Consider the following 23,718-nt stretch of genomic DNA (forward strand, 5'->3'; position numbering starts at 1 on the left):
AGTTGCTCCTTACGCTACAGCCGTTTGTTTTTCATACAGAAAGTGCAGGATCTGCTGGCGCAATTGGTGATAGCGTGGTTCGTCGGCGAGCGCCACGCGTGAACGCGGACGCGGCAGATTGATGGCAAGGATGTCTCCCACCTGCGCGGCCGGTCCGTTGGTCATCATCAACACGCGATCGGATAGCAATACAGCTTCATCTACATCGTGCGTGATCAGCACAATGGTGGTATTGAGCTCCTGCTGAATACGCATCACGCTGTCCTGCAGATGCGCTCGCGTTAGCGCGTCCAGCGCACCGAATGGCTCATCAAGCAGTAGCACGCGCGGCTTCATTGCCAGCGCCCGCGCAATGCCCACGCGTTGTTTCATGCCGCCGGATATCTCTGATGGACGTTTGTGTAGCGCATGCCCCATCTGCACACGATTGAGGTTGTGTTCAATCCACTCACGCATCTCGCCTTTACTCATTTGGCCTTTGAATACTTGCTGCACCGCCAGCTCAACGTTTTGATAAGCCGTCAGCCACGGCAGCAGCGAATGGTTCTGAAACACCACGGCGCGCTCCGGTCCGGGGCCGCTTATTTCTCGGTTTTCACACAGCAATACACCGCTGCTCGGCTGCGTCAGCCCGGCGACCAGATTCAGCAGCGTGGATTTTCCGCAGCCGGAGTGACCGATCAAACTGAGCGTTTCACCTTCGTGGATATCAAAACTGACATTATCGAGTGCGAGGAACTCACCGCCGGCAGTATTGAAGCGCTGGCTGACCTGCTGTACGCGAATAATTGGATTCATTATCGTTTCCTTATTTATCCCAGCTAAAACGGCGCGCCAGCAGCATCAGCGCTTGTTCGAGTAGCAGCCCAACCACGCCAATCACCACAATGGCGATCAGAATGTTTTCCACGTTGAGGTTGTTCCACTCGTTCCAGATCCAGAAACCAATACCAAGGCCACCGGTAAGCATTTCGGCGGCGACAATCACCAGCCACGCGATGCCCATCGATAAACGCATGCCGGTTAGCACCGCCGGTAATACTGCCGGGAACAGAATGCGGCGCATCACCGTCCACTCATTGAGCCGCAGCACGCGCGCCACGTTGAGGTAATCCTGTGGAATGCGCTGCACCCCTTCAGCGGTGTTAATCACCATCGGCCAAATTGAGCAGATAAAAATGGTCCAGCTTGAGGCCGGTTCGGCACGCTGGAACAGCAGCAAGCCAATCGGCAGCCACGCCAGCGGGCTGACCGGGCGCAGCAGCGCGATGATTGGATTGAGCATGTGTGCGACGAAGCTGAAGCGACCAATCAGAAACCCGGCGGGAATCCCCACCAGCGCCGCCAGACCAAAGCCAATCGCCACCCGCTGTAGAGAGGCCACCACGTTCCAGCCAATGCCCTGATCGTTGGGACCGTTGTTGTAGAACGGATCGGCGAACAACGTGACGGCAGCTTGCCAGGTGGCATAAGGCGTGGGAAAACCCTGGCTCGACATTGACGCCAGCTGCCAGATAAACAACAGCAGAATGATGCCGCAACTGGCCGGAATCAGCCGCTGCAGCAACGGACGTAACCTACGTTGACGCCGGCGCGTTGCGGGTGCCACCTTTAGCGCAATCACCTGCGCGGGTGGTGCGGCAATCGGCGCAGCATTGAGCGTGCGTGCTTCTGATTTCATGATGACCTCGCTTAACTGCGTTTGATGGCAAAACTGTCGGCATAGGCTGCGGGATGACTGCCGTCCCACACTTTGCCGTCGAATAGCGTGCTGCTGCGCATCTCGCTGGCGGGCACGGTGATGCCACCCACCACGCTGGCAGCCTGTTTGTAAACGTCAATACGGTTGATCTGGCGCGCTACTGCCGCGTAATCCGGGGCAGTTTTCACCATGCCCCAGCGCTTCATTTGCGTCAGAAACCACATACCGTCAGAGATCCAAGGGAAACTCACTTCCCCGTCGCGGAAGAAGCGCATACCGTGAGCGTCCTGCCAGCGTTGACCAAGGCCGTTTTCATAGTGACCGAGCATGCGTCCTTCCAGCGTTTCCACTTTGGTGTTGATCCACGCACGACCTGCCAGCACCTGCGCGGTCTCTTTGCGATTGTCGTCGGACGCATCGATCCAGCGTGCAGCTTCCAGCACGGCGGCGGTGAGCGCACGCGCTGTGTTCGGATTTTCTTGCACCCAGGCGGCGCGCGTGGCGAGAATTTTTTCCGGATGATCCGGCCAGATTTGCTGCGTGGTCGTGGCGGTAAAGCCGATGTTGTCGCTGATGGCGCGCTGATTCCACGGCTCGCCAACGCAGAAGCCGCTCATGTTGCCCATCTTCATATTCATCACCATCTGCGGCGGCGGGACCACCACGGTGCGTACATCTTCAAAGGGGTCAATCCCGGCGTTGGCCAGCCAGTAATAGAGCCACATGGCGTGCGTACTGGTTGGAAAGGTGTGGGCGAAGGTGTAAGTGCCTTTAGCCTCACTGGCGATCAGTTTTTGCAGACTGGCCGCATCGGTGACCTTCTGTTTTTTCAGCTGATTCGCCAACGTGATGGCCTGCCCGTTGTTGTTGAGCGTCATCAGGTTGGCCATCTCATGCTGTGGCCCGGCAATGCCCAACTGCAAACCATAAATCATGCCGTACAACGCGTGCGCGGCATCTAACTCGCCTGCGGTGAGCTTGTCGCGTACAGCCGCCCAGCTGGCTTCTTTACTTGGTTGCAGCGTCAGACCGTATTTTTTATCGAAGCCTTTTACAGACGCCATGACCACCGGCGCACAGTCGGTGAGCGGTATAAAGCCGACGCGAATGCTACTTTTCTCAGGCGCATCGGAACCGACGGCCCACACCGCATTGCGTAAACCTGGCAGTAAATAGCTGCCACCTACCACCGCGCTACCTAAGAGAAACTGACGTCGTGACACCGTGAACCGTGTTTTGCTCATCATGCGCATCCTGAAAAAAAGGAATAAAAAAAGGCGCCCTCCCACCTGTAAAAACAGAGGGCCGGACGCCTTTATCCAAAGCACTCGCTTCACCGCCGTTGGCGAAACAAATGCGCAATGTCTATAGGGTATTGCAAAGCCTGTGCCAAAAAACAGGATGCGGTTCTATCAAGCCCGGCGGCAAATTTGCGCAGTGAGCGCGCCCATATTGCACTGTGCTGACGCACAATATGCACAGGCTTTGTGCAGCTACCCCGTTCGGGTTACGCCTTCAGGGTCGCGGCAACCGCCAGCACCGCTTGGGCAATTTCCAGCACGCGTTTATTTTGATTCATGGCGCTTTTACGCAGAGCTTGCCAGGCATCTTGTTCACTGAATCCATGCTGCTGCATTAGCCAGCTTTTGGCCTGATCGATGATTTTGCGCTCATCCAATGAAGCACGCATGCTGGCCAATTCATCGGCCTGTAGCTGTAAACGCTGCGACTGTTCGCCAATCAGCGTTAATACTGAGCGACCAAGCTGAGGTGCAAGACCATTGCTGTCTAGAGTGGTCTCAGCGCCTGACAGCCAGCTGGCTCCCGCAATATAGAGCGAGAAACTGGCCTCTTCAGCGATGGCAACCGGTGGATGATCGCTGTGCTGGGTGGCGGCAAGCGCGCGATGGCAACAGCGCATCAGTGCGGCACAGAGCGCATCTTCGATTTGCTTCATCTGATCGAGCCGCGTGCTAAGCAGCGTAAACCATTGCAACACGCCATTTTCGCCACACTGCGCTCCGGTGCAGGCGATGCGTCGCAGCCGCTCAATTTGGCTGCCGGCATCGGCCATCGCGCGCCAGCGCTGCAGATTCTCTGCATCAGCAAATTGACTGAAGGTGGCAAAACTCTGCTCCTGCGCATCAATCAGCACCTGGATCCGCTGACGCTGCGCCTCAGTAAATGCACCGGCGGCATAGCCGGCCGAACCTGTGGCGCGCTCCTGCCCCGCCAACTCTTTGCCCTGCATAAAACTGAACAACGCAATCAAGGCGCGTGAAATGTCCGGCTCACTGGCGGTATCCGCCGCTTCGAATACCAGGTTAAGTAACGTGCAGATGATGTGATTAAAGCCATCCATCGCCTGCGCCTGGGTCACGCTGCGGCTTTGTACTTGCTGACGCAACACCGGAAGACCGTCCAGAGCCTGCAGCGCGGTGGCAATGAGCATGCAGAAACGGCTGTAACCTGGCTGTGCCACCGCTTCAGGCAGCGCAGCCATGGCACGACGCTCCTGCAGAGCCACCTCCACCGCGCGCTGCGCGAGTTCTTCACCAAAAAGCCGACCTGCGGAGCACAGCCAGATATTGCTGGCACCACGTTCACGCTGCAGCACATGGATCAATTCACTAATGGCAGTGATTTGCTCGCCGGTGCTTAGCAGCCGCTGCAAACTGGCAATCTCGCTGGCTCGGCTGGCACGCAGGTACTTCAAAGCCCGATTCATTGCTTTCTCCTGCTGATTACCGACGTAAACAATAAATTAAGCAAAAGCCATGCCGTGCTGGGCCTGAAATGGTCAGAATGTGGCCCGGAAATTCCGAAATTAATAAAATTGTTTCGCTGGGCAATCTTTTTTGTTTCACATAAATAGATTAATCTTATTTACCATTTTTGTTTGGAACTAACAGTGATTAAATGCCTCTACGCACCCGCGCTTTGCTAACGGCAACAAATAAATAAAATAAGCTTATCTATCACCGTGACTATGTGTTTTATATCATCGGCCTGCGCTGCTTTTTCGCCCGCTAGCACGGGATTTCTCATGGCGCAATGGTTTGAATTCTCAAAAGTCTTAGGTAGACTTAGTTCAGCACTATCTTTCTGTAATCTGTCTGTTTTTTTGATGGCTTTCTCGCTGCCTAATCTGCCTGCCTTAAAGGCTCGTGCCGCAGATTACTCTGCAGCTAATCTGATGAAATTTGAGGATCATGGTGAATAAGAGTCTCGTGCTTGTGTTGCTGGCGGTACTAAGTTTGGCTGCTTGTAAAGCGCCACCGCCACCCGTTACTGATGACACGCTGGTAACCAGTGAAGTGAATGGCGTCCAACTGGTTCATCGTCATGCGGTGGCAGCACCTGGCGAATTCACGCCGGTCAATGAGAGTTATCGCGCGCTGTATGCAGCCTCTGTGATGACCACGCCTGATTATGGCGGCAAGGTGGTACGCTATCTTGATAACGCTAAACCGTTTGAAGTGCTCGGCCGTGTTGAACACAGCTGGCTGGCGATAGCCGATGAGCCTAACGGCCCATTAATTGGCTACATTCCGCCAAAAGCCGGTGTGGAGAGCAGCCGTTATGACGCTACCCTTCGTAGCGATCGTCCGCGCCCCCGCCGCAATAGCAAACAGGTCTGCGTGGCCGTTGGAGGCGCCAGTAAAGCTTGTCGCACTAACGATACCGCGACCTGGATTTTAGACTGATAATGCAATCCGGCGCACCGTGCCCGCAGAGAGTTTCGTTCTGCGGGCTGTGATTTTCGCCCTTGCCTGGATAACCAAGATTTAATGACTCAGGATTCCCTTGCTCACGATGGCATTGTCGTGGGCAATGATAACCTTTTGCTTAATGCCGCAGCACCGATCCTGAATGCCGTGGTACGTATACGGCAGGCCGCGACGCATGACGATCCAGCCGGATTGCGCCAGTTACTCATCGAAGAGATCCGCCATTTCGAACAACGCTGTAAACAAGCGGGTTTAGCCTTTGAGATGATTATTGGTGCGCGTTACTGCCTGTGCAGCGTACTGGATGAAGCTGCAGCGCAAACGCCGTGGGGCACGCGCGGTGTGTGGTCCGGTAACGGTATGTTGGTCACGTTTCATAATGAGAGCTGGGGCGGCGAAAAGGTCTTCCAGCTGTTATCACGCGTATCGCAAAGCCCGCAGCAGCATCTTTGGCTGCTGGAACTGATCCACTATTGCCTGTTGCTCGGTTACGAAGGTCGCTATCGCGGCAGTGACAGCGGTCGCGCGCAGTGTGAAGCCATTCGTAAACGTCTGGCGCAACTGATTGCCGAGCATCGCTCGCCGAGCGCCCACCCGGCGGTGCCACTGGTGGAAGTGCATCCGCTGGTCAGCACCTTAACGCGTCCGATGGTGCCGCTGTGGGCCTGCGTCACCTTAGCGACGCTGGTGGCGAGCCTGATTTACAGCGGCCTGAACTGGCGGCTCGGCAACGCTGCTGAACCACTGTTACGCACCATTTACCAAACGCCATTGCCACAGATCACCCCCGGACGTCGTCCCACCTCACCCCAGGCGCTGCTCGATTTACATCAACGCCTGAATGATGTGATTGCCGCCGGACAGCTGGAAGTGAGCGACGGCGCGTTCGGCAGTAAAGTGATCATCCCCGCTGATAAACTGTTTTCCAGCGACGGTACCGTCGTCAATCAGGTGGGCCGCGCGCTGCTGACGCATGTGGCCAGCGCGATGAAAACCGTCAAAGGCACGGTGCTGGTGTCGGTGTATACCGATAACAGCCCGGTCGATGGCCGTTTCGCCTCCAGCTATGAATTCTCCTTTGCCCGCGCACGCGCCATCACGCAGCTGCTTAATCCGCAGCTCGCCGAAGGCCACAGCGTGAAAGCGGAAGGTCGCGGCGACAGCAATCCGCTGCTGCCGAATGACAGTAATGAAAACCGCGCCCGCAACCGTCGGGTGGAAATCACCCTGTTTGTGACACCGGAAACCCTCGGCAATCATCAGGGAGGCCAATGATGCGCGCATCACTGCAACATCTGTTAACCCACCGCTTGCTGTGGAGCCTGATTGGCGTCACGGCGTTGAGCTGCGTGCTGTGGATGCTCGGCCCCTTGTGGAGCTGGGGCGATACGCGCCCGCTTGAGCCCGTATTCCCGCGCCAGATCGCAGTCGGCCTGCTCTATTTCCTCTGGCTACTGTTCCAGTTTATTCCGGCACTGTGGCGCGGTTGGTTTAACAGCAAACTGCTCAACCGCCTGCAGCAGATGAGCCAGGAAGAGTTGTCCGATCGTCAGGCCACCGAAACCCTGCTGGCCCAGCGCTTCAGTGAAGCGGCGCTGCGCCTGAAGCGCACCCAGTTTGGCCGCCGTCATCAGCAGAGCTGGCTGGCACGTTTTCAAAGCCATTACCTTTATCAATTACCCTGGTACGTCATGATTGGCGCGCCGGGGGCCGGCAAAACCACCGCGTTACTCAATGCTGGTCTGGAATTCCCGCTGACCGACAGTCTCGGCAAAGCGGCGATTCGCGGCGTTGGCGGCACGCGGCATTGCGACTGGTGGTTCACCGACAGCGCGGTACTGATTGATACGGCCGGGCGTTACGCCTTGCAGGAGAGTCAGCGCGCACGCGATGGCGCTGAGTGGCAGAGTTTTATCAATCTGCTGAAGCGCTATCGCACCCGCCAACCGATTAACGGCGTGATCATGACCATCAGCGTCTCCGATCTGTTGACTGATTCGGCAGAGGCGCGCCATGCGCAGGCTAGCGCCCTGCGTGAGCGCATGGCGGAGCTGCATCAGCACACCGGCATTCACTTCCCTGTTTATGTGATGGTGACAAAAACCGATCTGCTGAAAGGTTTTATGAGTTTCTACGGTACCCTAAGCAAGCAGCAGCGCGATGCGATTTGGGGCTTCACCTTCCCGTGGGAACCGGGCAAACCGCATAAAGATGACTGGCATCGCAGCTTCAGTCAGCAGTATCAGCACTTAGAGCAGCGGTTGCAGCAGCAGTTGGCCGACGTGATGGCAGGCGAGCGCGATCTTACCCAGCGCGCCGATTGTTTCCTGTTCCCGCAAGAGTTCAGCTCGCTGCGTCCGTTGTTGAATGAGTATCTCGACGTGGTGTTCTCGAGTCATCAGGATCCGATTGCCTGGTCGGCGCGCGGTCTGTTCTTCACCAGCGGCACCCAGGAAGGGTTACCGTTTGACCGCATCATGGGTGAGCTGAACCGCAAATTGCAGCTGCCGCATACCGGCGAGAGCAGCCTGGCGGCCTGGGATAGCGTCAATCGCAGCAGCCCAATCCCTGGCAACAAAGGGCAGAGCTACTTTATCCGTGATTTGCTGAGCGATCTGGTGTTCCGCGAAAGCGGCCTGGCGGGCAGCAATCGCCATTGGGAATATCGCAACCGTCTGTTCCACTGGATTGGTTATGGCGTGCTGACCGGTGCGCTGCTGCTGCTCTCCTGTTTGTGGCTCACCAGCTATATTCAGAACCAGCGTTATCTGGACCAGGTTGCAGAGCGCATCGGGCCGATCACCACGCAAAGCCAGCAGGTGACCCATCAGCCCGCCGATAATATTTTTGATCTGCTACCCTTCTTAAATAACCTGGTGAAACTGCCGCTCTCCGAGCGTTTTTCCCTCGACAATCCTCCGCTTACCATGCGCGTTGGCTTGTATCGCGGCACCCAGGTCAGCGATGCGGCGTGGGCGCTTTATCAAAATGCGCTTAAGTCTTTACTGTTACCGCGGGTGGCTCAGCAGATCACTAACTTGCTGCGTGACGATCCGGGCACCGATAACGACTACAGCCGCAATGCGCTGCGTGCCTATCAGATGCTGTATCAGCCGCGCAATTATGACGGCGAGTTTCTGCGTGGCTGGCTGATGCAAAACCTGCAGCGCACGCTGCCAAGTGATGTCAGCGCGCGCGATTTGCAGCAGCTCGACTGGCATCTGAGCCAGCTGCTGGATCAGCAAATTCAATCTTCACCGTATGCGCGTGACAACGCGTTAATGATGCGCAAGCTGGCGGAGAATCTGAAAAATGCCGGTGACAGCAGCAACACGCTGGCGATTACGCCGCATGTCGTTTCGCAGCGATTGACCAGACACAGTGAGTAATGGTGAGGTAACGATGCCGACACACACTGCGCCAGGCTGGTACGGAAAGTTACCGGCCACCGGCGATTTTTTGCGCCAGCGTCTAAGCGAGAATACCGTGACGCCCTGGAGCCACTGGTTTCAACAAGGATTGATGCACTGGCATCAGCAGCCGGATGCCAGCACCGCACAGTTTCTGCGCGCGCCCGTGTGGAATTTTGTGTTGCCGCTTTCGCCGCTGCGTCAGCAGGTGCAGATGGGCTGCCTGCTGCCGTCCAGCGATCGCGTTGGACGCACCTGGCCGCTGCTGGCGCTGCGCAGCTTTCCGCTGAGCAACTGGCACAGCGCACAGCTGGCGATGTCCGGCGATTGGTTCCAGGAGCTCGGCGCGCTGTTGCTGCACGCGGTACGCGATCGGCTCAGTCCCGATGCGCTGGAGCAGCAGATGCAGCGCTTGTCGCCGTTGCTGGTGCCGGACACGCAGCGCAGTGACATCATGGATGTCATTGGTTTTGATGATTTGCCCTGCACGCTGAGCTGGCGTGAAGTGGCCGACAAGTTCGATCCGCAGCAGCACATGAGCTACTGGTGGAGTAATCGCAGTGACGGTTTTAGCCATGCCACCCATAAACACAGTGGCCCGCTGACTGCGCAACTTTTTTCATTATTGTTTAACCCGGCGTCAGGTGCACAGCCGGGCCGCAACGGCCTCTATCCACCGATGTTTGAATAGGCCGTGGCGATTGCCTTGTTAACGGGATGACTCATGCAATTTACCATTGTGCAGTGCAATACGGATGTGCCCGCCAAGACGGTAGCCTTCAAACCGCCCGGCGGCACCATCGGCCGCAGTCAGGATAACGATCTGGTGCTGCCCGACGAATCGCGCGCCATATCGCGTCTGCAGGCGCTGGTGCACCTTTCGCCAGAAGGCGAGTGCCGCCTGACCAATCAGGGCAGCGTGACGTCGGTGGTACTGAACGGCGTAGCGTTGCAACGCGGTTCTCAAGTGGCGTTGCAGGATGGCGACACGTTACAAATTGGTGAGTACGGGCTCGAAGTGCGCGATCCTAATACCCTCAAAACTCAGCAGGACGACCCGCTGGCGTTCTTTGCCGACAGCAGTGACGATCCGCTCGGCATGCTGCAGGAACCCGAAATTATTCCCGAACCAATCGCACGTCAGGAACGCCGCAACGATCCGCGTCTGGCCATTGACCCGCAAAGCGACGTGCCGACGCGGCCTGCCTTGTTGCCCGGTGCCGATCAGGACAAACTGATCGCCGCGTTGCTGGAAGGCATGGGGCTGAATAACGGCCATCAAACCACCATCACGGAAGAACAGATGCGCGTGACCGGACGTATGCTGAGTCTGTTTTCGCAAGGCACCGTCGCCCTGCTCTCCTCGCGCTCGATCCTCAAGCGCGGCGTGAAAGCCGATATGACGATGATCCTCAATGAGGCGAATAACCCGTTCAAAATCCTGCCGTCCGGTAAAACCGTGCTAATGCAGATGTATCAAAGCCAGATGCCCGGCTTTATGCCGCCGGAACCGGCGGTGCGCGATGCGCTGGTGGATTTACAAGCGCATCAGCTTGGCATGATTGCCGGCATCCGCGCCATTATCGCCGCCATGCTGCAATCGTTTAGCCCACTGCGCCTGGAAGAAGAAGCCCGCAAAGATGGCGTGCTGCCAAAAATGGGGTTCAGTACCGGACGCAAAGCGGCGCTGTGGGACTACTTCTCGCGCCACTATCAGCGCACCGCGGGCGAAATTGAAGATGACTTTCATACGCTGTTCGGTGAAGCCTTCCTGCATGCCTATGATATGGAAGTGAATCAGTACAAAGACTCCCAGACGCGGACCGAAGACGCATGAAGATGATGTTTGCCAGTCGCTGCCAGCAAGGCATGCGCGACGAAAATCAGGATCGCACCGGGGCCGAACTGGACGAGCGTAAAGCCTGTTTTCTGGTGTGTGATGGCGTGGCGGGTTTGCCTGGCGGGGATATCGCAGCGCAGCTGGTGCGCGATACGCTCCTGACGCAGTTGCAGCATAGCGATATTTTTACCCCGGAAAGCACGCGCGCCGCCATCGAACACTGCCAGCAAGTGCTGATCGAGGCACAGGGAAACAATCCGAATTTTTCACGTATGAGCACCACCCTTGCCGCGCTGTTTATTGACCGTGAAAAACAGCTCGCATGGTGGGCGCACGCAGGTGACAGCCGGGTTTATCACTTCCGTCATGGGGTGCTAAATCAGGTCACGCGTGACCACAGTTTGGCCCAGCAGTTGCGTGAGGCGGGCTATGAAAATACCGGCATTAACAGTAATTTACTCTATAATGCGCTCGGTGTTGAGCCTGCACGTCCGGCGACCTTTAGCGAGGTGATTTCGCTGGCCGATGGCGATGCCTTTTTGGTTTGCAGCGATGGATTCTGGCTCAATCTCACCACCCACGAAATGGAACTTGCCCTGCGTATGGTGAATGCCTGCGAAGAGTGGCTAACTTTGATGGAACAAGCCGTTAACCGCAGTGTGAAAAGCGACAATCTCAGTGCTTTGGCAGTCTGGATTGGCGAACCACAGGAAGCGACGCTGCTTTACTCCCAGGCTGATGCGGCACGTTTTCTGCCGTCACGTTATTGATCCAAGGATTCTTATGAAAGTGTGGTTGACGGGCTTTGCAACGCTGTTGCTGGCCTTAAATGCGCAGGCTGAAGATTATCGTGTGGTGTATTCACCGAGCCTGTCATTGGAAGTCTACATTGATGACGTGGCCAGTAAGGCGCCCAACGACTGGTGTAAAGAGACGCTGCCGCTGCGTATCGTTTCGGGCAAAAGCACCGATTCCAGCATTCTGACCAGCTTTCTGCCGCGCGTCGGTACATTGCTGGCAAATCAGTGTGGCTTGCTGGATGAGTTGCCGTGGCAGATGACGAATAAAGACGGCAGCGTGTTGGCTAACGGCAGCGCAGCCAAATTACAAAACTGGCGCCCGATCGTCATCAATGATGCGACCGCCAGCGCCACCAGCAGCAATGCGGCGCCGCTCGATCTGTCGCGCCCGGCGGATAACACGCCGCTGCAACATTTTGCGCTGCCCGGCGGCTGTCATTTCCGCACCTGGTGGGACGACAAAGGCGAATCGCTGTTTATCCCGGATAATCCGAAGCAGCACTGCTCCACCGAAGGTTGGCTGGAAGGCCCAAGCGAAATGACGCTGATGAGCCAGGGTAACACGCGCAATGTGGCGCTGAACTTTTATCAAGGCTACCCGATTGCAGATTTGAAACTCAGCGGTCCGCCGCTTGAAGTGGTCTCGGTCAATAACCAACGCATGATTGTTACGCGTCCGGATGCCGATGATAGCTGGTTAGTGCTGCCCTTTGATGCACAACAGCATGTGTGGCGCTTCAGCGGCACACTCCTGATGAAGATGGACAAAACCGCCGATCAGGACAGCGATGCTCTGAAAAAGCGGGTTGAAACGTTACGCGGCGTTTGGTCGCCGCAATTTATGCCACAGCAAAAAGTGACTGTGTTACTGATTGACACCCTGCATGCGGATCTCGCCGATCCGGCGATTGGTGCCTGGCGTAACATTAATTAATTAGCGGTCGTTGCCTGCCGTCATCGTGATGACGGGGCGCTACAGGACGTGTTCAGAGAGTTCACTATGTCGGCAAACGAAAACCATACACCTAACGCCCTCCCTGCGGGCTACCGGTTTAATGAATTTGAAATCAAGGAAGTGATTGGCGGCGGCGGCTTCGGCATTGTTTATCGTGCCTGGGATCATCAGCTGGAACGCACCATCGCCATCAAAGAGTACATGCCGGTTTCGCTGGCGGTGCGTGCGGCAGATATGTCGCTGGAATTGCGCGGTGAGCGTTTCCATAAGCTGTTCACCGCCGGTCGCAACAGCTTTATTCAGGAGGCGCGCCTGCTGGCACGCTTTAATCATCCCGGCCTGCTGCACGTCTTGCGCTTCTGGGAAGAGAACGGCACCGCCTACATGGGGACGCTCTATTACAGCGGCATGACGTTGAAAGAGTGGCAGATCACCAGTCCGAACAGCATTGATGAAAGCTGGATTCGACGTCTGCTGCCGCCGCTGTTTGGTGCCATTGATACCATTCACGCCGCCGGTTATCTGCATCGTGATATCTCGCTGGATAACATTCAGATTCAGGAAAACCAGCTGCCGGTGCTGCTCGATTTTGGTTCCGCGCGCAAAGAGATCGGTAACCTCTCTGATGAAACCGAGATCATGCTTAAACCCGGCTTTGCGCCGATTGAGCAATACAGCGAAGAGGGTGAAATCGAGCAAGGTCCGTGGACCGATATCTATGCGCTGGGTGCGGTGCTGCACAACCTGATCACCGGCCATGCACCGCCGGTGAGCGTGGTGCGCTGTATCGAAGATAACTATCAGCCGCTGGTGGAGCGCAAGCCGGAAGGCTATTCGCTGCCGCTGCTGAGCGCCATTGACTGCGCGTTAGCGATGAAGCCCGCCGATCGTCCGCAAAGCATTGATGCTTTCGCCAGCTTGATTGATCTGCCGGTGAGCGATGTTGAAGCACTCTCAACCACCCTTCCGGTGGTGGCGGAACCTGCTTTAGCGGCGGAACCGATCACCACCGCGCCGGAACCGCAGATTTTAGCGGTGAACCATGGCGCCGCCGCGGTTGAACCCTTAACGCCGCGCAACGTGCGTCGCTTGTCGCCAGGTTTAGTGGCAGCCGCCGCGATTGCCGTTTTGGCGGTTGTGGTGGTGGTATGGAAGGCGAATCGTCACAGCGAAGTGCCGCCGGTGGCTGCGAGCACCACGCCAGCCGCGCCGGCTGCGCAAAGTAGTAATGCCGTGAGCAGCGCACCCACGGTAGCGACAGTTTATCTGCGTTTGCAGGCGGGTGAGAATGTGATGCTGAATGGGGAAGCCCGGGATGTGAAGCCTTCCACCAGCGGGTTTGCCTCGCTGAATCTGGCGGCCGGTAATTATCGCATTGAAGTGCGTAACGGCAACCAGGTGCATAGCCAATCGCTGACCATTGATAAGCCGGGAACCTGGCTGATTAACCCGGGTCAGTAATCCACTTTAGCGCGCTGCCGCATGACTCTGCAGCGCTCTGACTTCTGCCGCGAGGCGCGTGAGCGCCGCTTCCTGCATCCCTCGTTTACCCAGTTCTTGCTCCAGCGCATACAGATACTGTGCGTTGGTGCCGAGCGGACCGCTGGCCTGAGCAATCAATGGCGCGATGGTGCTACGGCAGGAGTCAGTTTCATACAGCGGATGACGCGGATCCATGATGAACACCAGCGCGGTCACTTTGCGCCCATCCTCCAGCGCCAGTTCACACCAGGTCGGCAGATAGCAACCGGTGATCATCTCACGCTTCCACAGCAGCTCCAGCTCATCATGCAAGCGCGATTCCGGTAACCGGAACGCCAGTCCGCTGGTTGAGCCGCCCTCTTTCAGCGCCAGCATACGGCCAGGTGCGGTAACGGTGCCGCGACCCGCGATCAGACGCAGGCAAAAGGCGCGGTGCCAGCCTTCTAATCGGCCTGGTGCCACTTCGGCCGCTTCAAAAATCGGATTCCACATCAGCGAACCATAGCCAAAGATCCATACAGGACTTTGATCAGGGCGGCAGGCAAGCGTCGCTGACAGTGATGCCGCGCGCTTTTCACAGCTCCAGAACAGCGCTTCATCAATGTCGCCAAACGATGTTTTACAATCTGCTTTTAATAAAAATTCCCGCGTTAACACTGTTGTCTCCTCTACTGCGCTGACATCTTGCCGGTGTGGTTCCTTAAAACTGATGTCTACAGGCGACGCTCATGGCATCGTCTTAAGAGAAGACATTAATTCATTTTTAACAAAAATTTCAAGATTGACCCCGATCACAAAAGGGAAATTCTGTGTAAATAGCATCGGCTGCCTGGCGGGGAACTTGAATAGCGATGGAAAAAGTGCGAAGCGGGCCGCAATGGCCCGCATGACAAGCTAGTGTTTAGGATGCCACTTGTCGTCATCGCCTTTAGCATACTCTTGCTTGACGGCTGACCAGGCGACCTTGTGCGCGACCTCTTCTCGCGATTCGTCGCCGCGTCTGTCGTCCGGATCTTTGTACTGATCCCAGGCACTGTTAAACGCCTTTTGATAAATAGTTTGTGCGTGACTGGGTAACACATGACGCACGCTATCTGGCAGTTCTTTATGAGATGAATACGGCATATTTCCTCCTGTTTCATGCACCGGTCTTAAGCCTGGATCATCTGCGTTAAAATGCAAACCCTCACTTTCAGTGACAGAACGATGAAAGCAGGGTTAAACGAGCATAAATCATAGTATAAAGGGAGATTATTGCGAACAATTCCACCTTTAATCTGTTAGTCATCTATTGCAACATAATGAATATAGGCGCTAATCCAGCGATAACACGCTCTTTTACCGTGTTATATATAATAACGGCCTTTGGTAAAATCGCGTAAAGTCACAGCAGCATAGCTGATGAAAAGTTACACTGCGTTGCGTCAGAAAACTCATTATATTTATCAGGCAATGATTGCCTGCTTTGTACTTTTTCCGGAGAGGATGGTAAATGCCTGGACAAGAGAAAACCCGCCATACCGAGTACTCACTGATTTTCCCCGTTGCTGCGCTGGCGGTGCTGAGTTTCTTCGGCAACCAGACAGCGCTTCTGCCGGTTATCGGCATCAACTTGCTCGCCTTAGTCGCCATTCTCTTTAGCGCTTTCAGCGTGGTGCGTCACGCCGACGTTCTGGCACACCGTTTAGGCGAACCTTATGGCTCATTGATTCTGAGCCTTTCGGTGGTGATTCTCGAGGTGAGCCTGATCTCCGCGCTAATGGCCACCGGCGATGCCGCGCCCGCGCTGATGCGCGATACGCTCTACTCCATCATCATGATCGTGACCGCCGGTTTGGTGGGTTTTGCCCTGCTGCTAGGCGGACGCAAATTTGCGACACAGTACGTCAATCTGGCGGGCGTTAAGCAATACATGATCGCCATCTTTCCGTTGGCGATTCTGGTGCTGGTATTTCCCAATGCATTACCCGGCGGCAACTTCACTACCACCCAGGCACTGATAATTGCGGCAATTTCCGCGGCGATGTATGGCGTATTCCTGCTGATTCAAACCAAGACGCACCAAAGCTTGTTCGTTTATGAACATGAAGATGATGGCGATGATCCCCATCACGGTAAACCCTCGGCGCACAGTTCGTTGTGGCACACCGCGTGGCTGATTGTGCATCTGATTGCTGTCATCACCGTGACCAAGATGAATGCTAACCCGCTGGAAAGTTTGCTGACGGAGTTGAACGCCCCAGCGCAGTTCACGGGCTTCCTGGTAGCGCTGTTGATTTTATCGCCGGAAGGTTTGGGGGCAATTAGAGCGGTGCTGATGAATCAGGTGCAGCGCGCGATGAATTTGTTCTTCGGTTCAGTGCTGGCAACCATTTCACTCACCGTGCCTGCGGTGACAATCATTGCGACCTTAACCGACCAGCAATTGGTGTTCGGCCTTGAGCCACCGCAAATGGTGATGATGAGCGCCGCACTCATTCTGTGTCATATCTCGTTCTCAACCGGTCGTACCAACGTGTTGAACGGTGCCGCGCATCTGGCGCTGTTTGCGGGATATTTGTTGACGATTATGCTGTGAGTTGCAGGTCAGCATGAGCACACACTCTGTAGCGGCGTGATTTATCGCGCAATACATTGCGCCGTTAGCATATTTATAATTTGCGCATTACAAACATAAAAAAGGCGCCATCGGCGCCTTTTTCACATCTGAAAATCATCAGTTGCTGGTATCCAGCTCTGGGAAACTCTTCACCAGATCGTCAATCGCTTTCATCTGCGCCAGGAATGGCTCAAGCTTATCCAGCGGCAGCGCGGATGGACCATCACACTTGGCGCTGTTTGGCTCTGGGTGGGCTTCGATGAACAGACCAGCAATGCCAACCGCCATACCGGCACGCGCCAGTTCAGCGACCTGCGCACGACGGCCACCAGACGCCGCGCCGAACGGATCGCGGGTTTGCAGCGCGTGGGTTACGTCGAAGATCACTGGGCTATTTTGGGTGACATTCTTCATCACGTTGAAACCGAGCATATCGACAACCAGGTTGTCATAACCGAAATTGCTACCGCGATCGCACAGGATAACCTGGTCGTTGCCGCCTTCGACGAATTTGTCATAGATGTTACCCATTTGGCCTGGGCTAACAAACTGAGGCTTCTTCACGTTGATAACTGCGCCGGTTTTTGCCATCGCTTCCACCAGATCGGTCTGACGTGCGAGGAATGCCGGCAACTGGATCACATCCACCACATCCGCCACCGGCTGCGCCTGCGACGCCTCATGCACGTCAGTGATGATTTTCACGCCGAAAGCTTGCTTCAGCTCCTGGAAAATCTTCATGCCCGCTTCCAGACCTGGACCACGATAGGATTTGATCGAAGAACGGTTCGCTTTATCAAAAGAGGCTTTAAATACGTAAGGGATGCCGAGTTTGTCGGTGACCTTAACGTAGTGTTCGCAGATGCGCATGGCGAGATCGCGCGATTCCAGCACGTTCATGCCGCCGAAGAGAACGAATGGCAGATCGTTTGCGACCTTAATATCGCCAATACTCACTACTTTCTGTGTCATGCCCTTTCCTTTTATTTCGGTACGCTTAGTGCAGCGTCACCTGTTTCTGTTCAATTGCGTGAATCTGCACTTTAATCATTTCGCTGACCGGATCTTCAGGACACTGTTCAACGAAATAGGTCAAATCAGTCAGCGCGATGTGTTCGCACTCTAATTGCGCGTAGATCAAACCGCGATCGCGAATTTCATAAGGATCGTCCGGATCGATCTGCAGCAACACCTTGCTCACGTTCAGCGCTAGCTCCATCTGCTTCTCTTCCATCAGCGCGGATTTCAAGGTGTCGAGCATCTTGCGCATCACATTGATGGTCTTGGCTTCGTCGAGATCGTCGTTATACAGCTTGGCGGTTGGGCTGATATTGCCTTTGAGCCACACTTCCAGCGTGTGCGTGTCCAGCGTCTCGCCGTTGAACGGGTTGATCAGCCACATTTCGCCATCCAGCCAGTCGGCACGCAAAATCAGCTGCGTCGGGAAAATCACCGGCATCAGCGGCAATTCCAGCTCATCGGCGATGTGCAGCAGAATCACCCCCAGCGACACCGCGGTACCCTGACGACTCTTTAACACTTTGTCGATCCACAGCGCGTCAGAAAGATTGTAAACGCCACTGGCGCCGCCAAATCCCCACTGACGATAGAACAGCTCCAGCAGCTTACCCAGCTGCAAATCGGCGTCCTGTTCACTGCTTACGAACTCACGGGCTTCATCTACCAGTGCCGCCAGCTGTTGTTGCACAGACGGCGCGGAGAAATCATTGCGTATGGCGCATGTGGCGCCAATCACCGCTTCACTCAACGGTGTATCACTGTAATCGAGTTGCTCTGGCGAGGTCATACAATCCCCAATAACGGCATTTTGGTCATCGCCAGCTTAATCACAAACAGTAAAGCTACGATTGCAATCAGGAAGGCGATCCAACGTGTCCCCATTTTACGTGGGCGACGGCTCAATGCCACGGAACCTAAGGCGATGTAGATAATAACCCCTAACAGCTTCTCCGTCAGCCAGCTTCCTTGCGGTGTGAACGGATAAAAGTGCGTGATCATCACTAACAGCGCACCGCTTAACAGCAAAAAGGTGTCGTTGATGTGCGGCGCAATGCGCACCCAGCGGCGCTGTAGCATGGCTGAGCCAGTGCTCTGCCAGTAGAAACGCAGCAAAAACAGACTGATGGTCAGGGCGACAGTCAGCAAGTGAAAATGTTTGATCAGGGGATACCAGCTCGCCATCGTTATTCCTTATTAAAAAATTGTCCTAGTGTGACGCGCGGATTACCGCCGTAATCGTCAACGGTGCTTACCGCCTGATAACCGTGCTGCGTCATGATGGCGCGCACGGCTTCGCCCTGCTGCCAGCCATGTTCCAGCAGCAACCAGCCGCCAGACTGCAACCAGTGCGGTGCGGTGTGAATGATGAAACGTAAATCGGCCAAACCCTGATCGTCCGCCACCAGCGCACTGAGCGGCTCAAAGCGCACGTCACCCTGCTGCAGATGTTCATCGGCGGCATCAATATAGGGCGGATTACTCACAATGAGATCAAAACGTTGGGCGGGAAGATCGTGAAACCAGTTGCTGAGGATAAAACGGGCGTTATCAATGTGGAGACGTTGTGCGTTGTCCTGCGCCAGTTCTACCGCCGCCGCAATGCGATCGCAGCCGACAACCTGACAGCCAGGCCGTTCGCTGGCGAGTGCCAATGCAATCGCGCCAGTGCCGGTGCCCAAATCCAACAGTGAGGTTGCCGTTGCCGGCAAATGTGCCAGCGCTTGCTCCACCAGCACTTCGGTATCTGGACGCGGAATCAGCGTGGCATCGCTCACGCGCAACGGCAGCGACCAGAATTCTCGCTCGCCAACCAGATGCGCAATTGGCTCACCCTTGACGCGGCGTGCCAGCAGCGCATTCAGCTGTTCCAGTTGCTGCGCGTCCAGTTCCGCGTCGTCAAACGCAATCAGCCAACTGCGAGGTTTGCCCGTCACAAAACCCAGCAAAATTTCCGCGTCACGCTTCGGGCTGTCGCCGCCACAGAGCGCGACGACAGCCTGTTGAAGCCAGCGACGGATGAGCATTAATCCTGTCCAGCCAGTGCGGCCAGCTGATCGGCTTGATACTCCTGCACAATCGGCTCAATCAGCGCATCCAGCTTGCCTTCCATCACCTCATCAAGACGGTAGACGGTAAGGTTGATGCGGTGATCGGTCACGCGACCCTGTGGGAAGTTATAGGTGCGGTTACGATCCGAACGGTCGCCGCTGCCGAGCAGGTTACGACGCGTTGAGGCTTCAGCGGCATTACGCTTGGCGGTTTCCGCAGCGTGAATACGCGCACCCAGCACCGCTAAGGCTTTAGCTTTGTTTTTGTGCTGTGAACGTTCATCCTGACACTCCACGACAATGCCGGTTGGCAAGTGGGTGATACGAATGGCGGAATCGGTGGTGTTAACGTGCTGGCCACCCGCACCGGAGGAACGGAAGGTGTCGATTTTCAAATCGCCCGCGTTGATTTCCGGCATTTCTGCTTCTGGCAGTTCCGGCATCACCGCAACGGTGCAGGCTGAGGTGTGAATACGCCCTTGTGATTCGGTTTCTGGCACGCGCTGTACGCGATGACCGCCCGATTCAAACTTAAAGCGCCCATAAGCACCGTCGCCGCTGATGCGGGCGATCACTTCTTTATAGCCGCCGTGCTCGCCTTCGTTAGCGCTGATGATCTCGACCTGCCAGCGACGCGCTTCGGCGTAACGGCTGTACATGCGGAACAGATCGCCAGCAAAAATCGCGGCTTCGTCACCGCCGGTACCGGCACGCACTTCGACAAAGCACGAACGTTCATCATCGGGATCTTTCGGCAGCAGCAGCACTTGCAGCTGTTGTTCCAGCACTTCACGCTTCTCGCGTGACAGTTTTAATTCTTCCTGCGCCATCTCGCGCATTTCCGGGTCTTCCAGCATCATTTCGGCAGTTTCAACATCTTCCTGCACCTGCTGCCACTCGCGGAAACAACGGGTGACGTCGCTAAGCTGGGCATATTCGCGTGATAACGCACGGAAACGATCCTGATCGGCAATCACGCCGGCATCGCCCAGCAACGCTTCCACTTCCTCGTGGCGTTCCTGGAGCGCTTCCAGCTTGGCAACAATAGAGCTCTTCATGTAATAGCGGGTATCCCAGTGATAGATCGTGACTGACCAGATTACTCTAAACCGAGGCTGTCACGTAAGATCTGCAGGCGTTCGCTGTCGCCGTCGCGCGCGGCCTGCTGCAGTGATTTGGTTGGTGCATGAATTAAACGATTGGTCAGCTTGTGGGCCAGTTCCTGCAGTACTTTCTCGGCGTCAGCGCCCTGACGCAACGCCATGACAGCACGTTCATGCAGTTCGGCGCGCACCTGATCGGCCTGCGAGCGGTATTCGCGGATGGTCTCGACGGCGCTTTGCGCGCGCAGCCAGGACATAAATTCACCGCTTTCCTGCACCACAATGCTTTCAGCCTGCACGGCAGCGGCTTTACGCTGCGCCATGTTCTGCTCAATGATCGCTTGCAGGTCATCAACGCTGTAGAGGTAGGCGTTCGCCAGTTTGCCCACCTCTGGCTCAACATCGCGCGGTACGGCGATATCGACCAGCAGCATGGGCTGATTGCGACGCGCTTTCAGCGCGCGCTCCACCATCCCTTTCCCGATAATCGGCAGCGGGCTGGCGGTGGAAGAGATAATAATGTCAGCATCGGCCAGACGGGTTTCGATATCGCCTAAACCAATCACTTCTGCCCCGACTTCGTCGGCCAGCAGCTGCGCGCGTTCGCGGGTGCGGTTGGCGATCATCAACTTTTTAACGTTGTGTTCGCGCAGATGACGCGCTACCAGCTCGATAGTTTCACCCGCGCCCACCAGCAACACGTTAACAGTACTGAGCGATTCAAAGATTTGACGCGCCAGTGAACAGGCGGCGAAGGCGACCGACACCGCGCTGGCGCCAATTTCGGTTTCGGTACGCACGCGTTTAGCCACCGAGAAGGTTTTCTGGAACATGCGCTCCAGTTCACTGCTCAGCGCGTGGTCGCGTGACGAATCAACAAACGCTTTTTTAACCTGACCTAAAATTTGTGGTTCACCCAACACCAGTGAATCCAGCCCACTGGCGACACGCATCAGATGGCTGACTGCCGCGTTATCCTGATGCCAGTAGAGGCTGTTACGCACATCCTCTTCACGCAGATCGTGATAGTCACACAGCCAACGCACCAGCTTCTCCTGCAGGTCGGCTTGCTGCTCTACACTGAGGTAGAGTTCCGTACGGTTGCAGGTCGAGAGGACCACGCCGCTCTGCACCATCGGCTGGGACAGCAGGCTATTCAGCGCCAGTTCCAGCGTGTCTGGTGTAAACGCAACGCGTTCGCGTAGCGCAACAGGTGCAGTTTTGTGGTTGATTCCGAGTGCAAGCAGCGTCATGTGATTCGGGTTGGGATATCCCAATAGTTGTCAGGGTTTTGTGCAGCGCATTCTACAAGATGCCACAGGTCAAGAAAAGCCATACAAAGCCTATGACAGTAATAAGATTAAACTGATCGTGCGCAATTATTGCCATTACAGCATTGACGGCTTACATGCGGATGGTTAGCGTTACCGGTTACGAAGTAAAAACGTGTCTGAGGAGATGACCACGTGATGCAATTGCCCCCGCGCAAGTTACTGCGCCTTTTACCCCTTGCCAGCGTGTTACTGGCTGCATGTAGCGTTAACAAACCACAAGGTCCGGGCCCAAGCACCACATCACCGCAATGGCAGCAGCATCAGCAAGCCGTGGCGAAAATCAGCCAGTATCAGACGCGCGGCGCGTTCGCTTACCTGTCGGATAAGCAAAAAGTGTATGCGCGCTTTAACTGGCAGCAAACCGCTGCCGATCGTTATCGCCTGCTGTTAACCAATCCGCTGGGCAGCACTGAACTGCAGCTGGATGCGCAAGGTTCTGTGGTGCAGATCGTGGATAACAAAGGCAAGCGCTACGTCAGCAACGATGCTGAGAAGATGATTTCACAGCTTACCGGTATGGATATCCCGCTCGCCAATCTGCGTCAGTGGATGATGGGCTTGCCGGGCGATGCCAGCGATTATCAGCTGAACAACAATTACCAGCTGCAGAGCCTGAACTACAGCCGTGACGGTCAGCAGTGGAAGGTAAATATTTCTGATTACGACAGCAAAGTGAATCCGCCGCTGCCGGCCAATCTGGAGTTGTCTGAAGGCGGTCAACGCATCAAATTACGCATGGATAGCTGGACCACCCAATGATCACCACGTGGCCCGCGCCAGCTAAACTGAATCTTTTTCTGTATATCACGGGCCGTCGTCCTGACGGCTACCACAATCTGCAAACCCTGTTTCAGTTTCTTGATTACGGTGACACGCTGGAGATCACCCCGAATAGTAGCGGCGAGATTACGCTGCTAACGCCGCTGGCGGGCGTGCCGGATGACGAGAACCTGATTGTGCGTGCCGCGCAGGCATTAAAAGCGTTCGCCGCCGCACGTGGCACCTTGCCCGCGCAGGCCGGTGCAACCATTGCGCTGGAGAAGGTTTTGCCGATGGGCGGAGGATTGGGAGGCGGTTCATCGGATGCGGCTACAGTGTTAGTGGCACTCAACCATCTGTGGCAAACCGGGCTAAGCGTGGATGACCTGGCTGAGATTGGCATCCAACTGGGCGCCGATGTGCCGGTGTTTATTCGTGGTCATGCGGCTTTTGCTGAAGGCGTTGGCGAGCAGTTGCAGCCAGCCAATCCTGCGGAAAAGTGGTATTTGGTTGCGCATCCTGGCGTGAGCATCGCCACGCCCGTTCTGTTCCGCGATCCCGAGTTGACGCGTGATTCGCCAATCCGCACATTAGATGAACTGTTACAGCGTCCTTTTCACAATGATTGCGAGGCTGTGGCAAGAAAACGTTTTCGTAAGGTTGATGAGCTGCTTTCCTGGCTGCTAGAATACGCGCCGTCGCGCCTGACTGGGACCGGAGCTTGTGTGTTTGCTGAATTTGACACCGAATCCGACGCACGTCAGGTGCTGGAGCTTGCCCCGAAATGGATTTGCGGATTTGTGGCGCGCGGGCTTAATCTCTCGCCGTTGCAGCGCACAGTTTCTGGGCTATAAGCGTTTACGTGACAGTGTCACCCGTTCCAGACACTGCACGTTGCGCATTAACACACCCGTATGAACATGCTCTTTGGTATT

The 23,718-nt window shown here is 55.8% G+C and carries 24 protein-coding genes; 12 read left to right on the forward strand and 12 right to left on the reverse strand.

The genetic code is table 11. The features are described 5' to 3' along the window. Positions 1–9 precede the first annotated feature (9 nt). The 4 genes from AC6I8K_RS10945 to AC6I8K_RS10960 all read right to left on the reverse strand — a co-directional run bounded on the left by AC6I8K_RS10945 (position 10) and on the right by AC6I8K_RS10960 (position 4,430). Complete coding sequence (locus AC6I8K_RS10945; protein ID WP_064738947.1) at positions 10–798, reverse strand: ABC transporter ATP-binding protein; 789 nt, start codon at positions 796–798, stop codon at positions 10–12. A gap of 10 nt (positions 799–808) precedes the next feature. After that, positions 809–1,681, reverse strand: coding sequence for a nitrate ABC transporter permease (ntrB, locus tag AC6I8K_RS10950; RefSeq protein ID WP_064738948.1), 873 nt, complete (start codon positions 1,679–1,681; stop codon positions 809–811). Positions 1,682–1,692: 11 nt separating this feature from the next. Continuing rightward, positions 1,693–2,949 (reverse strand): CmpA/NrtA family ABC transporter substrate-binding protein, encoded by a 1,257-nt coding sequence (locus tag AC6I8K_RS10955; RefSeq protein ID WP_483817584.1) that lies wholly within the window; start codon positions 2,947–2,949, stop codon positions 1,693–1,695. Between the two features lie 260 nt (positions 2,950–3,209). Further along, positions 3,210–4,430: a nitrate- and nitrite sensing domain-containing protein gene (locus AC6I8K_RS10960; protein ID WP_483817585.1), complete on the reverse strand. Its 1,221-nt coding sequence runs from the start codon at positions 4,428–4,430 to the stop codon at positions 3,210–3,212. A 318-nt stretch (positions 4,431–4,748) separates the two neighbouring features. On the opposite strand from AC6I8K_RS10960, the gene AC6I8K_RS10965 reads away from it, so the two are divergent. From AC6I8K_RS10965 to AC6I8K_RS11005, 9 genes are all read left to right on the forward strand, one after another. Then, positions 4,749–4,925, forward strand: a complete 177-nt coding sequence (locus tag AC6I8K_RS10965; RefSeq protein ID WP_196762329.1) for a hypothetical protein — start codon at positions 4,749–4,751, stop codon at positions 4,923–4,925. Then, entirely contained in the window at positions 4,915–5,409 is a 495-nt protein-coding gene (locus AC6I8K_RS10970) for an SH3 domain-containing protein (protein WP_196762330.1), read from the forward strand. The genes AC6I8K_RS10965 and AC6I8K_RS10970 overlap by 11 nt, the downstream gene beginning before the upstream one ends. Before the next feature lie 84 nt (positions 5,410–5,493). Beyond that, positions 5,494–6,708, forward strand: a complete 1,215-nt coding sequence (icmH, locus tag AC6I8K_RS10975; RefSeq protein WP_064738951.1) for a type IVB secretion system protein IcmH/DotU — start codon at positions 5,494–5,496, stop codon at positions 6,706–6,708. Beyond that, positions 6,708–8,822, forward strand: a complete 2,115-nt coding sequence (tssM, locus tag AC6I8K_RS10980) for a type VI secretion system membrane subunit TssM (RefSeq protein ID WP_497827242.1) — start codon at positions 6,708–6,710, stop codon at positions 8,820–8,822. Before icmH ends, tssM begins: the two co-directional genes overlap by 1 nt. Positions 8,823–8,835: 13 nt before the next feature. Continuing rightward, positions 8,836–9,534, forward strand: a complete 699-nt coding sequence (gene tagF, locus AC6I8K_RS10985) for a type VI secretion system-associated protein TagF (RefSeq protein ID WP_064738952.1) — start codon at positions 8,836–8,838, stop codon at positions 9,532–9,534. Positions 9,535–9,567: 33 nt separating this feature from the next. Then, positions 9,568–10,680, forward strand: a complete 1,113-nt coding sequence (gene tagH, locus AC6I8K_RS10990) for a type VI secretion system-associated FHA domain protein TagH (protein WP_497826710.1) — start codon at positions 9,568–9,570, stop codon at positions 10,678–10,680. Beyond that, complete coding sequence (locus tag AC6I8K_RS10995; protein ID WP_497826711.1) at positions 10,677–11,453, forward strand: PP2C family protein-serine/threonine phosphatase; 777 nt, start codon at positions 10,677–10,679, stop codon at positions 11,451–11,453. The genes tagH and AC6I8K_RS10995 overlap by 4 nt, the downstream gene beginning before the upstream one ends. Positions 11,454–11,466: 13 nt before the next feature. Further along, positions 11,467–12,417: a hypothetical protein gene (locus tag AC6I8K_RS11000; protein ID WP_483817588.1), complete on the forward strand. Its 951-nt coding sequence runs from the start codon at positions 11,467–11,469 to the stop codon at positions 12,415–12,417. Between the two features lie 66 nt (positions 12,418–12,483). Beyond that, positions 12,484–13,899, forward strand: coding sequence for a serine/threonine protein kinase (locus AC6I8K_RS11005; RefSeq protein ID WP_497826712.1), 1,416 nt, complete (start codon positions 12,484–12,486; stop codon positions 13,897–13,899). 6 nt (positions 13,900–13,905) lie between these two features. Here the strand turns inward: AC6I8K_RS11005 and AC6I8K_RS11010 are convergent, their stop codons facing one another. Continuing rightward, positions 13,906–14,577 carry a gamma-glutamylcyclotransferase gene (locus AC6I8K_RS11010; protein WP_196762331.1) on the reverse strand — a complete coding sequence of 224 codons (672 nt, stop codon included), beginning with the start codon at positions 14,575–14,577 and terminating at the stop codon, positions 13,906–13,908. A 237-nt stretch (positions 14,578–14,814) separates the two neighbouring features. Then, on the reverse strand, positions 14,815–15,045 hold the full coding sequence (gene chaB / locus AC6I8K_RS11015) for a putative cation transport regulator ChaB (protein WP_064738958.1): 231 nt from the start codon (positions 15,043–15,045) through the stop codon (positions 14,815–14,817). A gap of 367 nt (positions 15,046–15,412) precedes the next feature. Here chaB and chaA point away from each other — a divergent pair, with 367 nt between their 5' ends. Beyond that, positions 15,413–16,498: a sodium-potassium/proton antiporter ChaA gene (gene chaA, locus AC6I8K_RS11020; protein WP_497826713.1), complete on the forward strand. Its 1,086-nt coding sequence runs from the start codon at positions 15,413–15,415 to the stop codon at positions 16,496–16,498. Positions 16,499–16,636: 138 nt separating this feature from the next. Here the strand turns inward: chaA and kdsA are convergent, their stop codons facing one another. From kdsA to hemA, 6 genes are read right to left on the reverse strand one after another with little or no spacing between them, the layout of a single operon-like run. Next, entirely contained in the window at positions 16,637–17,491 is an 855-nt protein-coding gene (kdsA, locus tag AC6I8K_RS11025; protein ID WP_497826714.1) for a 3-deoxy-8-phosphooctulonate synthase, read from the reverse strand. A gap of 25 nt (positions 17,492–17,516) precedes the next feature. Beyond that, complete coding sequence (sirB1, locus tag AC6I8K_RS11030; RefSeq protein ID WP_064738961.1) at positions 17,517–18,326, reverse strand: invasion regulator SirB1; 810 nt, start codon at positions 18,324–18,326, stop codon at positions 17,517–17,519. Further along, the gene (locus AC6I8K_RS11035) at positions 18,323–18,721 is read right to left on the reverse strand and encodes a SirB2 family protein (RefSeq protein WP_064738962.1); all 399 of its coding nucleotides are present in this window, start codon (positions 18,719–18,721) and stop codon (positions 18,323–18,325) included. Before AC6I8K_RS11035 ends, sirB1 begins: the two co-directional genes overlap by 4 nt. Before the next feature lie 2 nt (positions 18,722–18,723). Further along, positions 18,724–19,563 carry a peptide chain release factor N(5)-glutamine methyltransferase gene (gene prmC, locus AC6I8K_RS11040; RefSeq protein WP_497826715.1) on the reverse strand — a complete coding sequence of 280 codons (840 nt, stop codon included), beginning with the start codon at positions 19,561–19,563 and terminating at the stop codon, positions 18,724–18,726. Beyond that, complete coding sequence (prfA, locus tag AC6I8K_RS11045) at positions 19,563–20,645, reverse strand: peptide chain release factor 1 (protein WP_064738964.1); 1,083 nt, start codon at positions 20,643–20,645, stop codon at positions 19,563–19,565. The genes prmC and prfA overlap by 1 nt, the downstream gene beginning before the upstream one ends. Before the next feature lie 41 nt (positions 20,646–20,686). Further along, positions 20,687–21,943 (reverse strand): glutamyl-tRNA reductase, encoded by a 1,257-nt coding sequence (gene hemA, locus AC6I8K_RS11050; RefSeq protein ID WP_064738965.1) that lies wholly within the window; start codon positions 21,941–21,943, stop codon positions 20,687–20,689. 216 nt (positions 21,944–22,159) lie between these two features. On the opposite strand from hemA, the gene lolB reads away from it, so the two are divergent. Then, positions 22,160–22,783, forward strand: coding sequence for a lipoprotein insertase outer membrane protein LolB (gene lolB / locus AC6I8K_RS11055; protein ID WP_064738966.1), 624 nt, complete (start codon positions 22,160–22,162; stop codon positions 22,781–22,783). After that, complete coding sequence (gene ispE, locus AC6I8K_RS11060; RefSeq protein ID WP_497826716.1) at positions 22,780–23,637, forward strand: 4-(cytidine 5'-diphospho)-2-C-methyl-D-erythritol kinase; 858 nt, start codon at positions 22,780–22,782, stop codon at positions 23,635–23,637. The genes lolB and ispE overlap by 4 nt, the downstream gene beginning before the upstream one ends. Positions 23,638–23,718 lie beyond the last annotated feature (81 nt).

The organism is Pantoea sp. X-Soil-ISGK-421 (genome assembly GCF_059730785.1).